Below are 17606 nucleotides of genomic sequence, written 5' to 3' on the forward strand. Positions count from 1 at the left end.
CGGCCGGAGGCGACCGGCACGCGAGGAGAAGACGATGAACCAAGAAATTATGAATCTCTTCAACCCGACGACGCCGGCTCAGGTCTTCGACCAGATCCGGATCTCGATCGCGTCTCCAGAGAAGATTCTGTCCTGGTCCTACGGCGAGATCAAGAAGCCGGAGACCATCAACTACCGTACCTTCAAGCCCGAGCGCGACGGCCTGTTCTGCGCCCGCATCTTCGGGCCGATCAAGGACTACGAGTGCTTGTGCGGCAAGTACAAGCGCATGAAGTACAAGGGCATCATCTGCGAGAAGTGCTCGGTCGAGGTCACGCTGTCGCGCGTCCGGCGCGAGCGCATGGGCCATATCGAGCTCGCAGCCCCCGTCGCCCACATCTGGTTCCTGAAGTCGCTGCCCTCGCGCATCGGCCTTCTGCTGGACATGACGCTGAAGGATCTCGAGCGGATCCTCTACTTCGAATACTACGTCGTTCTCGAGCCGGGTCTCACCGCGCTCAAGGACCGTCAGCTGCTGTCTGAAGACGAGTATCTGAAGGCGCAGGACGAGTACGGCCAGGACAGCTTCACCGCCATGATCGGCGCCGAGGCGATCCGCGAGTTGCTCAAGGGCATGGACCTCGAGAAGCTCGAGGCTTCGCTGCGCGTCGAGATGCAGGAGACCGACTCCGACATCAAGCACAAGAAGCTCGCCAAGCGCCTTAAGATCGTGGAAGCGTTCCGCCACTCCGGCAACAAGCCGGAATGGATGATCATGACCGTGGTCCCGGTGATTCCGCCGGACCTGCGTCCGCTGGTGCCGCTCGACGGCGGCCGCTTCGCGACCTCTGATCTCAATGACCTCTACCGCCGCGTCATCAACCGCAACAACCGCTTGAAGCGGCTGATGGAGCTGCGCGCGCCCGACATCATCATCCGCAACGAGAAGCGCATGCTTCAGGAAGCGGTCGATGCGCTGTTCGACAACGGCCGCCGCGGCCGCGTCATCACCGGCGCCAACAAGCGTCCGCTGAAGTCGCTCGCCGACATGCTCAAGGGCAAGCAGGGCCGCTTCCGCCAGAACCTGCTCGGCAAGCGCGTCGACTATTCGGGCCGTTCGGTGATCGTGGTCGGTCCCGAGCTGCGCCTGCATCAGTGCGGCTTGCCGAAGAAGATGGCGCTCGAGCTGTTCAAGCCGTTCATCTACTCGCGGCTTGACGCCAAGGGCCTGTCCACCACGGTGAAGCAGGCCAAGAAGCTGGTCGAGAAGGAGCGGCCCGAGGTCTGGGACATCCTGGACGAGGTCATCCGCGAGCATCCGGTGCTGCTTAACCGCGCGCCGACGTTGCACCGCCTCGGCATCCAGGCGTTCGAGCCCGTGCTGATCGAGGGCAAGGCGATCCAGCTTCACCCGCTGGTCTGCTCGGCGTTCAACGCCGACTTCGACGGCGACCAGATGGCCGTGCACGTCCCGCTGTCGCTCGAAGCGCAGCTGGAAGCGCGCGTTCTGATGATGTCGACCAACAACATCCTGCATCCGGCGAACGGCCAGCCGATCATCGTGCCGTCGCAGGACATCGTGCTCGGTCTCTACTACGTCTCGATCATGCGTGAAGGCCTGCCCGGCGAGGGCAAGGTGTTCGGCGACATGGCCGAGCTCGAGCACGCCCTGCACGCGAAGGTCATCCACCTCCACACCAAGATCAAGTACCGGTGGGAAGGCATGGACGAAACCGGCAAGGTCTCCAAGCGCTGGATCGAGACCACCGCGGGCCGCGTCATGCTCGGCAATCTGCTGCCGAAGAACCCGCGCATCTCGTACGAGATCATCAACAAGCTGATGACCAAGCGCGAGATCTCCGGCGTCATCGATCAGGTCTACCGCCACTGCGGTCAGAAGGAGACGGTGATCTTCTGCGACCGCATCATGGCGCTCGGCTTCTACAACGCGTTCAAGGCCGGCATCTCGTTCGGCAAGGACGACATGGTCGTGCCGCACGGCAAGTGGAAGATCGTCGACACCACCCGTACGCTGGCGAAGGATTTCGAGCAGCAGTACAACGACGGCCTGATCACCCATGGCGAGAAGTACAACAAGGTCGTCGACGCCTGGTCGAAGGCCACGGAAGAAATCGCCAAGGCGATGATGAAGGAGATCTCCGCCACCAAGAAGACGGCGAGCGGAGCCGATGCCGACATCAACTCGATCTACATGATGGCTCACTCCGGTGCCCGCGGTTCGCCGGCCCAGATGCGCCAGCTCGCCGGCATGCGCGGCCTGATGGCCAAGCCGTCGGGTGAGATCATCGAGACGCCGATCATCTCGAACTTCAAGGAAGGCCTCTCGGTTCTCGAGTACTTCAACTCGACCCACGGCGCCCGCAAGGGTCTCGCGGACACCGCGTTGAAGACCGCGAACTCGGGCTACCTGACCCGTCGTCTGGTCGACGTCGCGCAGGACTGCATCATCACGCAGAGCGACTGCGGCACCAAGCTCGGCATCAAGATGCGCGCCATCGTCGACGCCGGCACCGTGGTTGCTTCGCTCGGCTCGCGCATCCTCGGACGCACGGCCTGCGAAGACATCCGTGACAGCTCGGGCAAGGTGATCATCAAGCGCGACACGCTGATGGAAGAAAGCCATCTGGACGCCATCCAGCAGGGTGGTGTGCAGGAGGTGAAGATCCGCTCGGCGCTGACCTGCGAACTCGTCAACGGCATCTGCGGCAAGTGCTACGGCCGCGACCTCGCCCGCGGCACGCCGGTCAACCACGGTGAAGCCGTTGGCGTCATCGCGGCGCAGTCGATCGGCGAGCCGGGCACCCAGCTCACCATGCGCACCTTCCACATCGGTGGTGCGGCGCAGCTCAACGAGCAGTCGTTCGTCGAAGCCAATTTCGACGGCAAGATCGTGATCCGGAACAAGGCCATCGCCCGCAACAGCGAAGGTCACTTGATCGCGATGGTGCGCAACATGGTGGTGGCGATCGTCGATGCCGACGGCACCGAGCGTGCGACGCACCGCGTCCAGTACGGCTCGCGCCTGCACGTCGACGAAGGCGATATGGTCAAGCGCGGCCAGCGCGTCGTCGAGTGGGATCCCTACACCCGTCCGCTCCTCACCGAAGTCGAAGGTACGATCGGCTTCGAGGATCTGGTCGAGGGGCAGTCGATCTCGGAAACGCTCGACGAGGCCACCGGTATCGCCAAGCGCGTGGTCATCGACTGGCGCTCGACCCGCGGCGGCTCGGACCTGCGTCCGGCCATCGTGGTCAAGGGCAAGGACGGCAAGGTGCTCAAGCTCGCCCGTGGCGGCGATGCCCGCTACATGCTGTCGGTCGACGCCATTCTCTCGGTCGACGTCGGAGCCAAGGTCAACCCGGGTGACATCCTCGCCCGTGTCTCGACCGAAAGTGCCAAGACGCGTGACATCACCGGCGGTCTGCCGCGGGTGGCGGAACTGTTCGAGGCCCGGCGACCGAAGGATGCGGCGATCATCGCCGAAATCGCGGGCACCATCCGGTTCGGGCGCGACTACAAGAACAAGCGTCGCATCTCGATCGAGCCGATGGACAAGACCGAGGAGCCGCGCGAGTACCTGATCCCGAAGGGCAAGCACATCCACCTTCAGGACGGCGACGTCGTCGAAAAGGGCGACTTCATCGTCGAAGGTAACCCGGCGCCGCACGACATCCTTGCGGTCAAGGGCATCGAGGAGCTCGCGGCCTACCTGGTCAACGAAATCCAGGAGGTTTACCGCCTCCAGGGCGTGCTCATCAACGACAAGCACATCGAGGTGATTGTCCGTCAGATGCTCCAGAAGGTGGAAGTCACCGACCAGGGCGATACGGACATGATCTCCGGCGAGCAGGTCGACAAGATCGAGTTCGACGCGCTGAACGAGAAGGCCAAGGAAGAGGGCAAGAAGCCCGCCACGGGAACGCCGGTTCTGCTCGGCATCACCAAGGCGAGCCTCCAGACCCGCTCGTTCTTCTCGGCGGCCTCGTTCCAGGAGACCACCCGCGTCCTCACCGAGGCGGCGGTCAACGGCAAGATCGATCCGCTCGAAGGCCTCAAGGAGAACGTCATCGTCGGCCGGCTGATCCCGGCAGGTACCGGCGCCTCCATGGCCAAGATCCGCGAAGTCGCGATGAAGCGCGACAAGCTGATTCTGGACGAGCGCGAGAAGCAGGCGTCCGTCGTGCCGCCCGCGCCGGAAGCGGAGCTTCCCGCGCTGCCGCCCGCGGAATGATCGTTCATCCGTAGGAATACCGAGGACACTGAAAAGGCCGGCGCAAGCCGGCCTTTTTGCTGCTTTGTTTGCTTGCTGCGGTGCAGGATCAACCTTTGTTCATCTTTCCTTCAGACGCAAAAGCGCTTCTGCTAGGGGTGTTTAGACCGGTGGATCCCGTGACGGGGGCAGGGCCGGAGACCACGGAACTGACATGCTTGATCTCGCAATCGTAGGCGGCGGCCCCGGCGGGCTGATGAGCGCCTGGTATCTGAAGCGTAAGCTCGGCGACCTCTGCCGCGTCACCATCTACGAGGCGTCGGACCGGCTCGGCGGCAAGATCGTCACGCGCAAATTCGATTCCGCGCCCGCGATGTACGAGGCCGGCGTCGCCGAGATCTACGACTACTCGATGACGGGTCCGGATCCGCTGCGCGAGCTGATCCAGCATTTCGGCCTGCAAACGATTCCGATGGATGCCGAGCAGGTGCAGTTCGGCGGCGAGCTGCTCAACGACGTGCCCGGCATGCGCCGCAAATACGGCGCCAAGACCGCGGCCGCGATCGAGGCGTTCCGCAAGCGCTGCACCGAAGTGATGTCGCCGATCGAATATTACGAAGGCGTCGGCGCGCACGACAACGAGAATCCCTGGGCCTACAAGACGGCCGAGCAGGTGCTCGACGAGGAGGTCGAGGACGAGACCGCAAAGCGCTTCTTCAAGGTGATGGCGCGCTCGGACATCGCGACCGAAAGCCACAACACCAACGGCCTCAACGCGCTCAAGAACTATCTGATGGACGTCGACGGCTATATCGGCCTCTATTCCATCCAGAACGGCAACGAGCAGCTGATCGAGTGCCTGCAGTCGGAGGTCAATGCCGACATCCAGCTCAATCACCGCGTGCTCACCGTCGGCAAGGCGCCGACCGGCCGCTACCAGCTCAAGATGATGAACGGCAAGGGCCCGGAGACGCGCGATTTCGATCTCGTGCTGGTCTGCCTGCCGCATTCCTGGCTCGCCACTGTTGGGTGGGAAGGCGAGCAGCTGCGCAAGTCGATGGTCAAGCACGTCTCCTATTTCGACCGTCCGGCGCACTATTTGCGCGTCTCGATCCTGTTCGACGAGCCGTTCTGGGGCGAGAAGATTCCCGGCGCCTGGTTCATGTCTGAAGCCTTCGGCGGCTGCTGCGTCTACAACGAGGGCGCGCGCCACGACGTCGGCAAGCATGGCGTGCTGAACTGGCTGATTCCCGGCTCCGACGCGCTGGCCTTCGCCAATCTCTCCGATCAGGAACTGATCGATGCCGCGCTGAAATCGCTGCCGGCCTCGCTCGGCGATGCGCGCGCGCATTTCATCGAAGGCAAGATCCATCGCTGGCTGTCGTCGGTGAATGCGCTGCCGGGCGGTCTGCCCGTGCGCGACGTCATGACCAATCACCGCCCCGAGCCGAAGGAACATCCCGGGATCGTGGTGGTCGGCGACTATCTGTTCGACTCGACGCTCAACGGCCTGCTCGACTCCTCGGATGCGGCCACCGACATCATCCTGACCGAGATGATGCGCCTGCGCCGCGAACGCGCGCAGGAGGACAAGCCGCTCTCCGACAAGATCGACCGCGACTATTTTGAGAACTATCGCGGCCTCGGTCCCTACAGCGATGCGTGGCAGCACTTCACCGATCCCGATTACGTGACAAAATTGATCGGCATCGTCTGGGGCAAGGCCAAGGGCACCAAGCTGCTCGTCGCGGGCTCGGCCAGCGGCGAACTGGTCGGCGCACTGCGCGAGCGGGGCATCGATGCCTGGGGCATCGAGAGCAACCGTGCGATCTACGCCAGGACGCCGAAGGCGCTGAAGAAGTACAACAAGCTCGGCTCGATCACCGACATGCCGTTCAAGGACGGCAGCTTCGACTTCGTGTTCGAGACCAGCCTCTGCCACGTGTCCCCGAAGCAGGTGGTCCGCGCGATCCGTGAGCTCAACCGCGTGGTCAAGACCGGCCTCGTGTTCGGCTCGGTCACCTCGGACATGGCGCCGGCTCTGATCGACCGCTACGACCTGCTGCGCGGGGTCAAGAAGCTCGGCACCTGGTGGGAATGGTCCGAGCTGTTCTTCGGCAACGGCTTCGATCTGTCGATGCACCGCAAGGACTGCACCGATGCGCTCTGGGAGGCGACGCTCGCCGCGGGCAAGGGCCCGGGCCAGTGGTACGCCGACGCGGACTCTTTGCGTTATTCGTTCTTCGACAAGGTCGAGGACGAGGACGACGACTAGCCCAAGGGATTGGGTGAATTCGCCAATTGCTTTGCCGAATTCATCGTGATCGCATAGAATCGGGGCAATAGCGGCTCTCCGCTATCTCCTGCTTTCTCTGCGGTCATGCCGGCCGTCAGCATCGGTTGGTTTCATGGCGTCCAAGCCTCTCTCGCCCGACAAACAGAAGCTCGCTGCCGAAGAGGCGGCCGAGCTCGACGACAAGCTCGCCTCCGCCGCCAAGCCCGATCTCGAAGACGACGAGGACGACGAAGACGAGAAGGATGACGAGCTGGAGCTCGACGACGACGATGAGGACGAGGACCTCGTCGTCTTTACCGCGCGCGAGGCCGCCGGCGCGCTCGCGACCATCCTGGCTTTCGTCAAGCCCTATCTGGCCAACTACAAGCGGATGCTGTCATTCGTGGCGTTCGGCGTCGTCGTCGAGACGCTGTTCAACGTCATCATGCCGCTCAGCCTGAAATACCTGATCGACGACGCGCTCGGCGAGGAGGATTTCCAGGCGCTGTACAAGATCCTCGGCGTGCTCGCGACCGCCGGCATCTTCACCTCGATCGTCGCGGTCTGGTACGAGCGCTGGGACGCGAGGCTGGCGGCCTGCGTCATCTCAGACGTCCGCAAGCGTCTGTTCGAGCACGTCCAGGACCTGCCGGCAGCCTATTTCGGCCGCACCAAGCGCGGCGAGATCCTGTCGCGCTTCTCGGTCGACCTCTCGGCCTTCGAAGGCTCGGTGAAGACCTTCGCCAACAGCGCGGCGCTGCCGTTCCTGGAATTGGTCGCCGGCATCATCCTGATGGTGTTTTTGAACTGGCAGCTCGCTGTGGTCGCGCTGCTGGTGTTCCCGATCACGCTGATCGGGCCGCGCATCCTCACCCCGAAGGCGGTGCAGGCCAATTACGAGCAGAAGCAGAACGAAGCCGCGCTGCTCGGCATGGTGCAGGAGAACATCGGCGCCCAGGCCGTGATCAAGGCGTTCAGCCTGCAGCGCAAGATGTTCGGCTTCTTCGCCTTCCGCAACGACGAGACGCGCAACAGGATCGCCTCGGCCGCCTTCCTGTCGACCATGGTGGAGCGGACGGTCACGATCTCGGTCTTGCTGCTGCACCTCGTGGTGCTCGCGATCGGTGCGTATCTGGCGACCAAGGGCCAGATCACCATCGGCACCTTCGTTACCTTCGAGAGCGCTTTCTGGGAGGTCTCCTACAACATCGCCCATGTGATGCATTTCATTCCGGTGTCGATCTCCTCGGCCGCCGCGATCCGGCACATCCAGGAGCTGCTCGACGAGCCGACGCGCGGCGCCGATCGTCCCGGCGCGCCCGATCTGCCGCGTATCACCCACGACATCACCTTCGACCGCGTGACGTTCCAGTACGAGGGCAGCCAGACGCCGGTGCTGGACAATCTCAGCCTCAAGCTGAATGCCGGCAAGAGCATCGCCATCGTCGGACCCTCGGGCTCCGGCAAGAGCACGCTGCTCAACCTGATCCTGCGGCTGTACGTGCCGGACGAGGGACGCGTCACCATCGACGGCGTCGATGTCCGCAAGGTGACGCTGGATTCGCTGCGTCGGAGCATGGCCGTGGTGTTCCAGGAGAACATGCTGTTCAACATGTCGATCCGCGAGAACATCCGGCTCGGCAAGGAAGGCGCGACCGACGCGGAGGTGGAGGACGCCGCCAAGAAGGCCGAGATCCACCGCTACATCATGAGCCTGCCGCACCGCTACGACACGCAGGTCGGCGAGCGCGGCGATACGCTCTCGGGCGGCCAGCGCCAGCGCATCGCGATCGCGCGCGCGATCATCCGCAATCCGTCCGTGCTGCTGCTAGACGAAGCGACCTCGGCGCTCGACCAGACCACGGAAGCCGCGATCAACCGCACGCTGCTGAAGGTCGCCAAGGGCCGCACCATGATCTGGTCCACCCACCGCCTGACCTCGGTGGTCGAGATGGACGAGATCATCGTGATTTCAGGGGGCAGGGCGATCGAGCGCGGCTCGCATGCCGAGCTGCTTGCCAAGAACGGCACCTATCGCCAGCTGTGGAACGACCAGATCCACCAGCCGCACGGCGCTGTGGCTCAGGCCGATGACGACAGCGACGATGACGACGAGGATGAAGACGACCTCGAGGATGATGAGGACGAGGACGACGAGGAGGAGTGACCGAGGAAGTTCGGCTCCAGATCGAAAGCGCCCCCGAGCGGTCGCAACAGCCCCTGAACCGACCAGGCGATGAAGCGCGCCCAGCGCTGCGCAGTCCAGTATGGGTTCGTGGCGGTCGAAACTGAGCGGAAGTCGAACGCCTTCGCCGCCGACCATTGGTCGCAGGCCCGCTTGACCGGATCGGCGTAGAATGCGGCGACCTTGGCGGCATCCATCCCGTCGGAGGCCAGCCATTGCGGAATGTAGTGGTTGCAGAGCCGCTCGACGTCCGTGAAGACCTTGTCGCAGCCGGTCCCGGCGACCGGGCAGGAGGTCGAAAAGGCATCGCCCACCAGCACGAGCCCGGGCTGGCCCCTTGCATCGTTCACATAGAGATCCACGGGGCGGATCGTCATTTCACTGACAATGTCGAACGGGCCGGTGATGCGCTTGAGCCGGGGCAGGGCGGCATGCAGGGTCTCGGCTGGGGCGCGGCGCAGCTCACGCAGCCAGGGATCGTCGAAGCCGCGATAGACGAACAAATTGGCGCGCATCCGCGTGCCGATCGGAAACAGGCTGATATAGGGGATGCGGTCGCTCGGCCGTTCCGAAAAGTAGGTGAGGGCCGGGAAGTCGAACGAAGTCCGTCCCGCCGGCGTCACATCGAATCCGATTGAGATCGAATGGCAGGCGCTGATGACCTTGCGGGTGATGCCGAGCTGGTGGCGCAGGCCGACATTCAGGCCGTTGGCGAGCACGACCAGGCGAGCCGAGATGGTCTCGTCATTGGAGAGTGTGACCCTCTGCCGCTCCGGGCTGGTCTCGACCGCGACAGTCTTGGCCCAGATTCGCTCGACGGTTGCAGGGATTTCGTCGCGGACGGCGTTGACCAGGGAATCGTAGCGGATGTTGAACTGCCGGCTCGGCGCCTTGTCGAGCAGATGGCCGAATCTCGCGATCCAGTTCTCGCCCGAATAGATCGCGCGCCGCAGCACCGATTCTGCGATTCCGGTCTTCAGGAATCGCTCGACCTGCACCTCGCCGCTGAGTTTTTCGACTCGAAAGTCCGGCGGATAGCTCTCATGCGGATCGATCAGCACCGCCGAAATGTCGGCGCGGCCGAGCATCGCGGCGGCGGTCGAGCCGGACAATCCCCCGCCGATAATGGCAATGTCGGTGTACCGCATGACGCAAATCTCTGCCGAAGGCGGCAGATTGACGCATCAACAGCAAAAAAAGCCTTAGCACGGGTTATAAAAGTATATTTCGCCCGGGTATAAATAGGTCATTGGGGTGGCGGAACAAGCCCTGCGTTCCCATATCCGCGCGAGGCGGTGAGTGCGGTAAACGTCGATTTCGACAGGCGCGAGAAGCGTTTTGTGACTGTCGTTTCACCTTGACTTGACCGATTCTCACTTATAGAAAGCGCCTCACTTAACGACAGGCGGTGAGCATCGCCAGCGTCGGAACGGGCCACCCGTTGATCCCTTAGGGGGTCGCTTAGGCGGGCACCAACCTCGACGAATGCCGCTCAAACGCTGTCGATCATAGCTAGGCAATGCCAGTGCGATTCTAGTTCTCTTGAGATTGTTCTCTTGAGATCGAATTCGGATGCATGACCTCGGTGCGCAAGCCGCAGCTTCACGCTGATTGGCCTGAAAACTGCGGTCCTCTGTGGCGTCGTAACGCTTTCCGCTCGGTGATGGAGCGGTTGGCGCAATTTCGCTTTGTGCGGATTGTTCCGCTTGAGGCGGCCTCGTCGGGCGGGTGGCTCGAAACGAATTTGCGGTCCCGGCAACGGGCCGCGGCAAGACAGCGGGCCCGGAAGGGGCCGCGGCAGAACAAAGGGTAAGGCCAGGATGCCGACGATCAACCAGCTGATCGCTCAACCGCGGGAAGTGCAGAAGTCGCGCAAGAAGGTGCCGGCGCTGCAGCAGTCGCCTCAGAAGCGTGGTGTTTGCACCCGCGTCTACACCACGACCCCGAAGAAGCCGAACTCGGCGCTTCGTAAGGTCGCTAAGGTGCGCCTGACCAACGGCTTCGAGGTGATCGGCTACATCCCCGGCGAGGGCCATAACCTCCAGGAGCACTCGGTGGTCATGATCCGCGGCGGTCGCGTCAAGGACTTGCCCGGCGTGCGCTACCACATCCTCCGCGGCGTTCTGGATACCCAGGGCGTCAAGAACCGTAAGCAGCGTCGTTCGAAGTACGGCGCCAAGCGTCCGAAGTAAGCGGGAACCAAGCCTATGTCTCGTCGCCACTCAGCGGAAAAGCGCGAAGTTCTCCCGGATCCGAAGTTCGGGAACATCATCGTCACGAAGTTCATGAACTCGGTGATGTATGCCGGCAAGAAGTCGGTTGCGGAAGGCATCGTCTACGGTGCGTTCGGCATCATCGAATCCAAGACCAAGCAGAACCCGCTCGGCGTGTTCGAGCAGGCGCTCGAGAACGTCATGCCGACGATCGAAGTGCGCTCCCGCCGTGTCGGTGGCGCGACCTACCAGGTTCCGGTCGAAGTTCGTTCGACCCGCCGTCAGGCGCTGGGCATTCGCTGGCTGATCTCGGCCGCGCGCGAGCGCAACGAGAAGACGATGACCGAGCGGCTCTCGGCTGAGTTGCTGGACGCCTCCAACAACCGCGGCAACGCCGTCAAGAAGCGTGAAGACGTGCACCGGATGGCGGAAGCCAACCGCGCCTTCTCGCACTATCGCTGGTAACGGCGACACACGGAATCTAAGGAACAACCCATGCCTCGCGTTCATGCCATAGAGAACTACCGCAATTTCGGTATCATGGCGCATATCGATGCCGGCAAGACCACGACGACCGAGCGCATCCTCTATTACACCGGCAAGAGCCACAAGATCGGCGAAGTGCACGAAGGTGCCGCGACGATGGACTGGATGGAGCAGGAGCAGGAGCGTGGCATCACGATCACCTCCGCTGCGACCACCGCGTTCTGGGCCGGCAAGCGTCTGAACATCATCGACACTCCCGGCCACGTCGACTTCACCATTGAAGTCGAGCGTTCGCTGCGCGTGCTCGACGGCGCCGTCTGCGTGCTCGACTCCAACCAGGGCGTCGAGCCCCAGACCGAGACCGTCTGGCGCCAGGGCGACAAGTACAAGGTTCCGCGCATCGTCTTCGCCAACAAGATGGACAAGACCGGCGCCGACTTCTTCAAGTGCCTGGCCGACATCGTCGACCGCCTTGGCGCCAAGCCGATCGCGATCCAGCTTCCGATCGGCGCCGAGAACAACTTCAAGGGTCTCGTCGACCTCGTGAAGATGCAAGGCATCATCTGGAACGATGAATCGCTCGGCGCGAAGTTCGACTATGTCGACATTCCCGAGGATCTCGTCGAGCAGGCCAAGGAATACCGCGAGAAGATGGTGGAAGCCGCCGTCGAGCTCGACGACGACGCCATGGCCGCCTATCTCGACGGCAAGGAGCCGGACGAAGAGACGCTGAAGCGGCTGATCCGCAAGGCGGTCTTGACGGGCGCGTTCTATCCCGTGCTGTGCGGCTCGGCCTTCAAGAACAAGGGCGTGCAGCCGCTGCTCGACGCCGTCGTCGACTATCTGCCGTCGCCGATCGACGTGCCCGCGATCAAGGGCACCGACGACCGCGGCAACGAGGTCGTGCGCAAGGCGGACGACAAGGAGCCGCTCGCGCTGCTCGCGTTCAAGATCATGGACGACCCGTTCGTCGGCACCATTACCTTCTGCCGCATCTACTCCGGCGTCCTGCAGAGCGGCACCGGCGTCGTGAACTCGACGCGCGAGAAGAAAGAGCGCATCGGGCGCATGCTGCTGATGCATGCGAACAACCGCGAGGACATCAAGGAAGCCTATGCCGGCGACATCGTCGCGCTGGCCGGCCTGAAGGAAGCGCGCACCGGTGACACGCTGTGCGATCCCGACAAGCAGGTGATCCTGGAGAAGATGGAATTCCCCGAGCCGGTCATCGAGATCGCGATCGAGCCGAAGTCCAAGGCCGACCAGGAAAAGCTGGGCGTGGCGCTGGCCAAGCTCGCTGCGGAGGATCCGTCCTTCCGCGTGTCGACCGACCAGGAGTCCGGCCAGACCATCCTCAAGGGCATGGGCGAACTCCATCTCGACATCAAGGTCGACATCCTCAAGCGCACCTACAAGGTCGACGCCAACATCGGCGCGCCGCAGGTTGCGTTCCGTGAGCGCGTGACCAAGAAGGCCGAGGTCAAGTACACCCACAAGAAGCAGACCGGCGGTACCGGTCAGTTCGCGGAAGTGTCGATCGTGGTCGAGCCGAACGAGCCCGGCAAGGGCTACGAGTTCGAGTCCAAGATCGTCGGTGGTGCGGTTCCGAAGGAATACATCCCCGGCGTTGAAAAGGGCCTCAACAGCGTGATGAGCTCTGGCGTGGTCGCGGGCTTCCCCGTGGTCGACGTCAAGGTTCAGCTCGTCGACGGCAAGTATCACGACGTCGACTCGTCGGCGCTCGCCTTCGAAATCGCATCGCGCGCGGCATTCCGCGAAGCGCTGCAGAAGGGCAAGTCCGTCCTGCTCGAGCCGATCATGAAGGTCGAAGTGGTGACCCCGGAAGACTACACCGGCTCGGTCATCGGCGACCTGAACTCCCGGCGCGGTCAGATCCAGGGTCAGGACATGCGCGGCAACGCCAACGTCATCAACGCGATGGTGCCGCTCATGAACATGTTCGGTTACGTGAACAACCTGCGCTCGATGAGCCAGGGTCGCGCGACCTTCACCATGCAGTTCGATCACTACGCAGAAGCGCCGGCCAACGTGTCGGCAGAAGTCCAGAAGAAGTTTGCCTGATTGTCGTCGGTTGAAAGCTGACGATTGAACGGAGAGTCAAATGGCCAAAGCAAAGTTTGAACGTACCAAGCCGCACTGCAACATCGGCACCATCGGTCACGTCGACCATGGTAAGACGTCGCTGACCGCGGCGATCACCAAGGTTCTCGCCGAAGCCGGCGGTGCGACGTTCACCGCGTACGACCAGATCGACAAGGCGCCGGAAGAGAAGGCCCGCGGCATCACCATCTCGACCGCGCACGTCGAGTACGAGACGCCGAACCGCCACTACGCCCACGTCGACTGCCCCGGCCACGCCGACTACGTGAAGAACATGATCACCGGCGCTGCCCAGATGGATGGCGCGATTCTGGTCGTGTCGGCCGCTGACGGCCCGATGCCGCAGACCCGCGAGCACATCCTGCTCGCCCGCCAGGTCGGCGTGCCCGCGCTCGTCGTGTTCCTCAACAAGTGCGACATGGTCGACGATCCGGAGCTCCTCGAGCTCGTCGAGCTCGAAGTCCGCGAGCTGCTCTCGAAGTACGAATTCCCCGGCGACAAGATCCCGATCATCAAGGGTTCGGCTCTGGCCGCTCTCGAAGATTCGGACAAGAAGCTCGGCCACGACGCCATCATCGAGCTGATGAAGAACGTCGACAGCTACATCCCGCAGCCGGAGCGTCCGATCGACCAGCCGTTCCTGATGCCGGTTGAAGACGTGTTCTCGATCTCGGGCCGCGGCACCGTCGTGACCGGCCGTGTCGAGCGCGGCGTCGTCAAGGTCGGCGAGGAAATCGAGATCGTCGGTCTCCGCGCCACCCAGAAGACCACCGTCACCGGCGTCGAAATGTTCCGCAAGCTGCTCGATCAGGGTCAGGCCGGCGACAACATCGGCGCTCTGCTCCGCGGCACCAAGCGTGAGGACGTCGAGCGCGGCCAGGTTCTGGCCAAGCCGGGTTCGGTCAAGCCGCACACCAAGTTCAAGGCTGAGGCTTACATCCTCACCAAGGAAGAGGGCGGTCGCCACACCCCGTTCTTCACCAACTACCGTCCGCAGTTCTACTTCCGCACCACCGACGTGACCGGTGTCGTGCACCTGCCGGAAGGCACCGAGATGGTGATGCCGGGCGACAACATCGCGATGGAAGTGCACCTGATCGTTCCGATCGCGATGGAAGAGAAGCTCCGCTTCGCGATCCGCGAAGGCGGCCGCACCGTCGGCGCCGGCGTCGTCGCCTCGATCATCGAGTAATTACGAGAAAAGGGACGGCGAGTAGCGAATGGCAACATTCGCTATTCGCTATTCGCCACCCACTGAAGAGAGACCACGGCAATGAACGGCCAAAACATTCGTATCCGTCTCAAGGCGTTCGACCATCGTATCCTCGATACGTCGACCCGTGAGATCGTGAACACGGCGAAGCGCACCGGCGCGCAGGTCCGCGGACCCATTCCGCTGCCCACCCGCATCGAGAAGTTCACCGTCAACCGTTCGCCCCACGTCGACAAGAAGAGCCGCGAACAGTTCGAGATGCGCACCCACAAGCGCCTGCTCGACATCGTCGATCCGACCCCGCAGACCGTCGATGCTTTGATGAAGCTCGACCTGGCCGCCGGTGTCGACGTCGAGATCAAGCTCTAAGATTTTGGATCCCGTTCGCGAAAGCGGACAAAGAGAACAGGAAGCAAGCCGATGCGCTCCGGAGTGATCGCACAAAAGGTCGGGATGACGCGGGTCTTTACGGAGGCCGGCGAACATATCCCCGTGACCGTGCTGAAGCTCGGCAATTGCCAGGTCGTAGGCCACCGCACCGAAGAGAAGAACGGTTACGTCGCGCTCCAGCTCGGTTCTGGTGCCCGCAAGACCGTTTACATGCCCAAGGCCGAGCGCGGCCAGTTCGCGGTCGCCAAGGTCGAGCCGAAGCGCCGGGTCGAGGAGTTCCGCGTCACCGCGGACGCCATGATCCCGGTCGGCGCCGAGATCCAGGCCGATCACTTCGTCGTCGGCCAGTTCGTCGATGTCACCGGCACCTCGGTCGGTAAGGGCTTCGCGGGCGGTATGAAGCGCTGGAACTTCGGCGGTCTGCGCGCCACGCACGGTGTGTCGATCTCGCACCGCTCGATCGGTTCGACCGGTGGTCGTCAGGACCCCGGCAAGACCTGGAAGAACAAGAAGATGCCCGGCCACATGGGTGTCGATCGCATCACCACGCTCAACCTTCGCGTCGTCCAGACCGATGTCGAGCGCGGCCTGATCCTCGTCGAAGGTGCCGTTCCCGGCTCCAAGGGCGGCTGGATCCGCGTGCGCGACGCCGTCAAGAAGCCGCTGCCGAAGGACGCTCCGAAGCCCGGCAAGTTCAAGGTTGCTGGCGACGCGGAAGCCGCTCCGGCTGCGCAGGAGGCGTGAGATGGAACTGAAAGTCACCACCCTCGAAGGTAAGGAAGCCGGCTCCGTCCAGCTCTCCGACGCCATCTTCGGTCTCGAGCCGCGCGAGGACATCATCGCGCGCTGCGTGCAGTGGCAGCTCAACAAGCGCCAGGCCGGCACGCACAAGGCCAAGGGCCGCGCCGAGATCTGGCGCACCGGCAAGAAGATGTACAAGCAGAAGGGCACCGGCGGTGCTCGTCATGGCTCGGCCCGTGTGCCGCAGTTCCGTGGCGGTGGCCGTGCCTTCGGTCCGGTGGTGCGTTCGCACGCCACCGACCTGCCGAAGAAGGTCCGCGCGCTCGCTCTCAAGCATGCGCTCTCGGCCAAGGCCAAGGACGGCGATCTCGTCGTGATCGAGAAGGCCGCGCTGGAAGCCGCCAAGACCAAGGCGCTGCTCGGTCACTTCTCGGGCCTCGGCCTGACCAACGCGCTGATCATCGACGGTGCCGAGCTCAACAACGGCTTCGCCGCTGCGGCCCGCAACATCCCGAACATGGACGTGCTGCCGATCCAGGGCATCAACGTCTATGACATCCTGCGCCGTCAGAAGCTCGTTCTGACCAAGGCCGCCATCGATGCGCTGGAGGCGCGCTTCAAATGACGAAGAACATCGAGCCTCGCCACTACGACGTGATCCTGTCGCCGGTCGTGACCGAAAAGGCGACGATCGCCTCGGAGCACAACAAGGTGCTGTTCAAGGTGGCCGCGAAGGCGACCAAGCCGCAGATCAAGGAAGCGATCGAGAAGCTGTTCGACGTCAAGGTCAAGAGCGTCAACACGCTGGTCCGCAAGGGCAAGGTCAAGGCCTTCCGCGGCAATCTCGGTTCGCAGTCGAACACCAAGCGCGCGATCGTGACCCTCGAAGAGGGCCACCGGATCGACGTCACCACCGGTCTGTAAGGTCGTACGACGATGGCACTGAAGACATTCAATCCCACGACGCCGGGCCAGCGCCAGCTGGTGATGGTCGATCGTTCGGCGCTCTACAAGGGCAAGCCGGTCAAGGCGCTCACCGAAGGCAAGAAGTCCTCGGGCGGCCGCAACAACACCGGCCGCATCACCGTGCGCTTCCGCGGCGGCGGTCACAAGCAGACGCTGCGCATTGTCGACTTCAAGCGTGACAAGGTCGATGCACCCGCGACGGTCGAGCGGCTGGAATACGATCCGAACCGCACTGCGTTCATCGCGCTGATCAAGTACCAGGACGGCGAGCAGGCCTACATCCTGGCGCCGCAGCGCCTGGCCGTGGGTGACACCATCGTCGCCGGCAACTACGTCGACGTGAAGCCGGGCAATGTCATGCCGCTCGGCAACATGCCGGTCGGCACGATCATCCACAACATCGAGGTCAAGATCGGGAAGGGCGGCCAGCTCGCCCGTTCCGCCGGCACCTACGCCCAGCTCGTCGGCCGCGACCAGGACTACGTCATCATCCGCCTGAACTCGGGCGAGCAGCGCCTAGTGCACGGCCGCTGCCGCGGCACGATCGGCGCGGTGTCGAACCCGGATCACATGAACACCTCGATCGGCAAGGCCGGTCGCAAGCGTTGGATGGGCCGTCGCCCGCACAACCGCGGTGTCGCCATGAACCCGATCGACCATCCGCACGGCGGTGGTGAAGGTCGTACCTCGGGCGGTCGCCACCCGGTCACCCCGTGGGGCAAGCCGACCAAGGGCAAGAAGACCCGCACCAACAAGTCGACCAACAAATTCATTCTCCTAAGCCGCCACAAGCGGAAGAAGTAAGG

Annotated in this window: 13 protein-coding genes; 12 read left to right on the forward strand and 1 reads right to left on the reverse strand. The window is 63.3% G+C overall.

Annotation, left to right across the window (positions count from 1 at the left end):
• The first annotated feature begins 34 nt into the window (after positions 1–34).
• The 3 genes from rpoC to JQ635_RS14530 all read left to right on the forward strand — a co-directional run bounded on the left by rpoC (position 35) and on the right by JQ635_RS14530 (position 8652).
• Complete coding sequence (rpoC, locus tag JQ635_RS14520) at positions 35–4231, forward strand: DNA-directed RNA polymerase subunit beta' (RefSeq protein WP_130369831.1); 4197 nt, start codon at positions 35–37, stop codon at positions 4229–4231.
• A 193-nt stretch (positions 4232–4424) separates the two neighbouring features.
• The gene (locus JQ635_RS14525) at positions 4425–6485 is read left to right on the forward strand and encodes an FAD-dependent oxidoreductase (RefSeq protein ID WP_211410549.1); all 2061 of its coding nucleotides are present in this window, start codon (positions 4425–4427) and stop codon (positions 6483–6485) included.
• A 133-nt stretch (positions 6486–6618) separates the two neighbouring features.
• Positions 6619–8652, forward strand: a complete 2034-nt coding sequence (locus JQ635_RS14530) for an ABC transporter ATP-binding protein (protein WP_211410550.1) — start codon at positions 6619–6621, stop codon at positions 8650–8652.
• Here the strand turns inward: JQ635_RS14530 and JQ635_RS14535 are convergent.
• Positions 8568–9818 (reverse strand): FAD-dependent oxidoreductase, encoded by a 1251-nt coding sequence (locus JQ635_RS14535; protein ID WP_211410551.1) that lies wholly within the window; start codon positions 9816–9818, stop codon positions 8568–8570. The genes JQ635_RS14530 and JQ635_RS14535 overlap by 85 nt on opposite strands.
• A gap of 672 nt (positions 9819–10490) precedes the next feature.
• On the opposite strand from JQ635_RS14535, the gene rpsL reads away from it, so the two are divergent.
• The 9 genes from rpsL (at position 10491) to rplB (ending at position 17604) form a co-directional block, all read left to right on the forward strand.
• Positions 10491–10862, forward strand: coding sequence for a 30S ribosomal protein S12 (gene rpsL / locus JQ635_RS14540; protein ID WP_007603006.1), 372 nt, complete (start codon positions 10491–10493; stop codon positions 10860–10862).
• Positions 10863–10877: 15 nt separating this feature from the next.
• Complete coding sequence (gene rpsG, locus JQ635_RS14545; RefSeq protein WP_008136420.1) at positions 10878–11348, forward strand: 30S ribosomal protein S7; 471 nt, start codon at positions 10878–10880, stop codon at positions 11346–11348.
• A 30-nt stretch (positions 11349–11378) separates the two neighbouring features.
• Positions 11379–13451 (forward strand): elongation factor G, encoded by a 2073-nt coding sequence (fusA, locus tag JQ635_RS14550; protein ID WP_018322261.1) that lies wholly within the window; start codon positions 11379–11381, stop codon positions 13449–13451.
• Between the two features lie 40 nt (positions 13452–13491).
• Complete coding sequence (gene tuf, locus JQ635_RS14555; protein WP_080137239.1) at positions 13492–14682, forward strand: elongation factor Tu; 1191 nt, start codon at positions 13492–13494, stop codon at positions 14680–14682.
• Positions 14683–14763: 81 nt separating this feature from the next.
• Positions 14764–15072: a 30S ribosomal protein S10 gene (gene rpsJ / locus JQ635_RS14560; protein ID WP_002712302.1), complete on the forward strand. Its 309-nt coding sequence runs from the start codon at positions 14764–14766 to the stop codon at positions 15070–15072.
• A gap of 51 nt (positions 15073–15123) precedes the next feature.
• Positions 15124–15837, forward strand: coding sequence for a 50S ribosomal protein L3 (gene rplC / locus JQ635_RS14565; protein ID WP_211410552.1), 714 nt, complete (start codon positions 15124–15126; stop codon positions 15835–15837).
• 1 nt (position 15838) lies between these two features.
• Complete coding sequence (rplD, locus tag JQ635_RS14570) at positions 15839–16459, forward strand: 50S ribosomal protein L4 (RefSeq protein ID WP_018647243.1); 621 nt, start codon at positions 15839–15841, stop codon at positions 16457–16459.
• Entirely contained in the window at positions 16456–16758 is a 303-nt protein-coding gene (locus JQ635_RS14575) for a 50S ribosomal protein L23 (RefSeq protein ID WP_018647244.1), read from the forward strand. The genes rplD and JQ635_RS14575 overlap by 4 nt, the downstream gene beginning before the upstream one ends.
• A 12-nt stretch (positions 16759–16770) precedes the next feature.
• Entirely contained in the window at positions 16771–17604 is an 834-nt protein-coding gene (gene rplB, locus JQ635_RS14580; protein WP_211410553.1) for a 50S ribosomal protein L2, read from the forward strand.
• Positions 17605–17606: the final 2 nt, after the last annotated feature.

It is taken from the genome of Bradyrhizobium iriomotense (assembly GCF_018130765.1).
Taxonomy (GTDB): domain Bacteria; phylum Pseudomonadota; class Alphaproteobacteria; order Rhizobiales; family Xanthobacteraceae; genus Bradyrhizobium; species Bradyrhizobium iriomotense_A.

Bases quoted from the DNA above. Each gene is read 5' to 3' on its own strand.
- rpoC (WP_130369831.1), top strand. From the start codon at position 35: ATGAACCAAGAAATTATGAATCTCTTCAACCCGACGACGCCGGCTCAG.
- JQ635_RS14525 (WP_211410549.1), top strand. From the start codon at position 4,425: ATGCTTGATCTCGCAATCGTAGGCGGCGGCCCCGGCGGGCTGATGAGC.
- JQ635_RS14530 (WP_211410550.1), top strand. From the start codon at position 6,619: ATGGCGTCCAAGCCTCTCTCGCCCGACAAACAGAAGCTCGCTGCCGAA.
- JQ635_RS14535 (WP_211410551.1), bottom strand. From the start codon at position 9,818: ATGCGGTACACCGACATTGCCATTATCGGCGGGGGATTGTCCGGCTCG.
- rpsL (WP_007603006.1), top strand. From the start codon at position 10,491: ATGCCGACGATCAACCAGCTGATCGCTCAACCGCGGGAAGTGCAGAAG.
- rpsG (WP_008136420.1), top strand. From the start codon at position 10,878: ATGTCTCGTCGCCACTCAGCGGAAAAGCGCGAAGTTCTCCCGGATCCG.
- fusA (WP_018322261.1), top strand. From the start codon at position 11,379: ATGCCTCGCGTTCATGCCATAGAGAACTACCGCAATTTCGGTATCATG.
- tuf (WP_080137239.1), top strand. From the start codon at position 13,492: ATGGCCAAAGCAAAGTTTGAACGTACCAAGCCGCACTGCAACATCGGC.
- rpsJ (WP_002712302.1), top strand. From the start codon at position 14,764: ATGAACGGCCAAAACATTCGTATCCGTCTCAAGGCGTTCGACCATCGT.
- rplC (WP_211410552.1), top strand. From the start codon at position 15,124: ATGCGCTCCGGAGTGATCGCACAAAAGGTCGGGATGACGCGGGTCTTT.
- rplD (WP_018647243.1), top strand. From the start codon at position 15,839: ATGGAACTGAAAGTCACCACCCTCGAAGGTAAGGAAGCCGGCTCCGTC.
- JQ635_RS14575 (WP_018647244.1), top strand. From the start codon at position 16,456: ATGACGAAGAACATCGAGCCTCGCCACTACGACGTGATCCTGTCGCCG.
- rplB (WP_211410553.1), top strand. From the start codon at position 16,771: ATGGCACTGAAGACATTCAATCCCACGACGCCGGGCCAGCGCCAGCTG.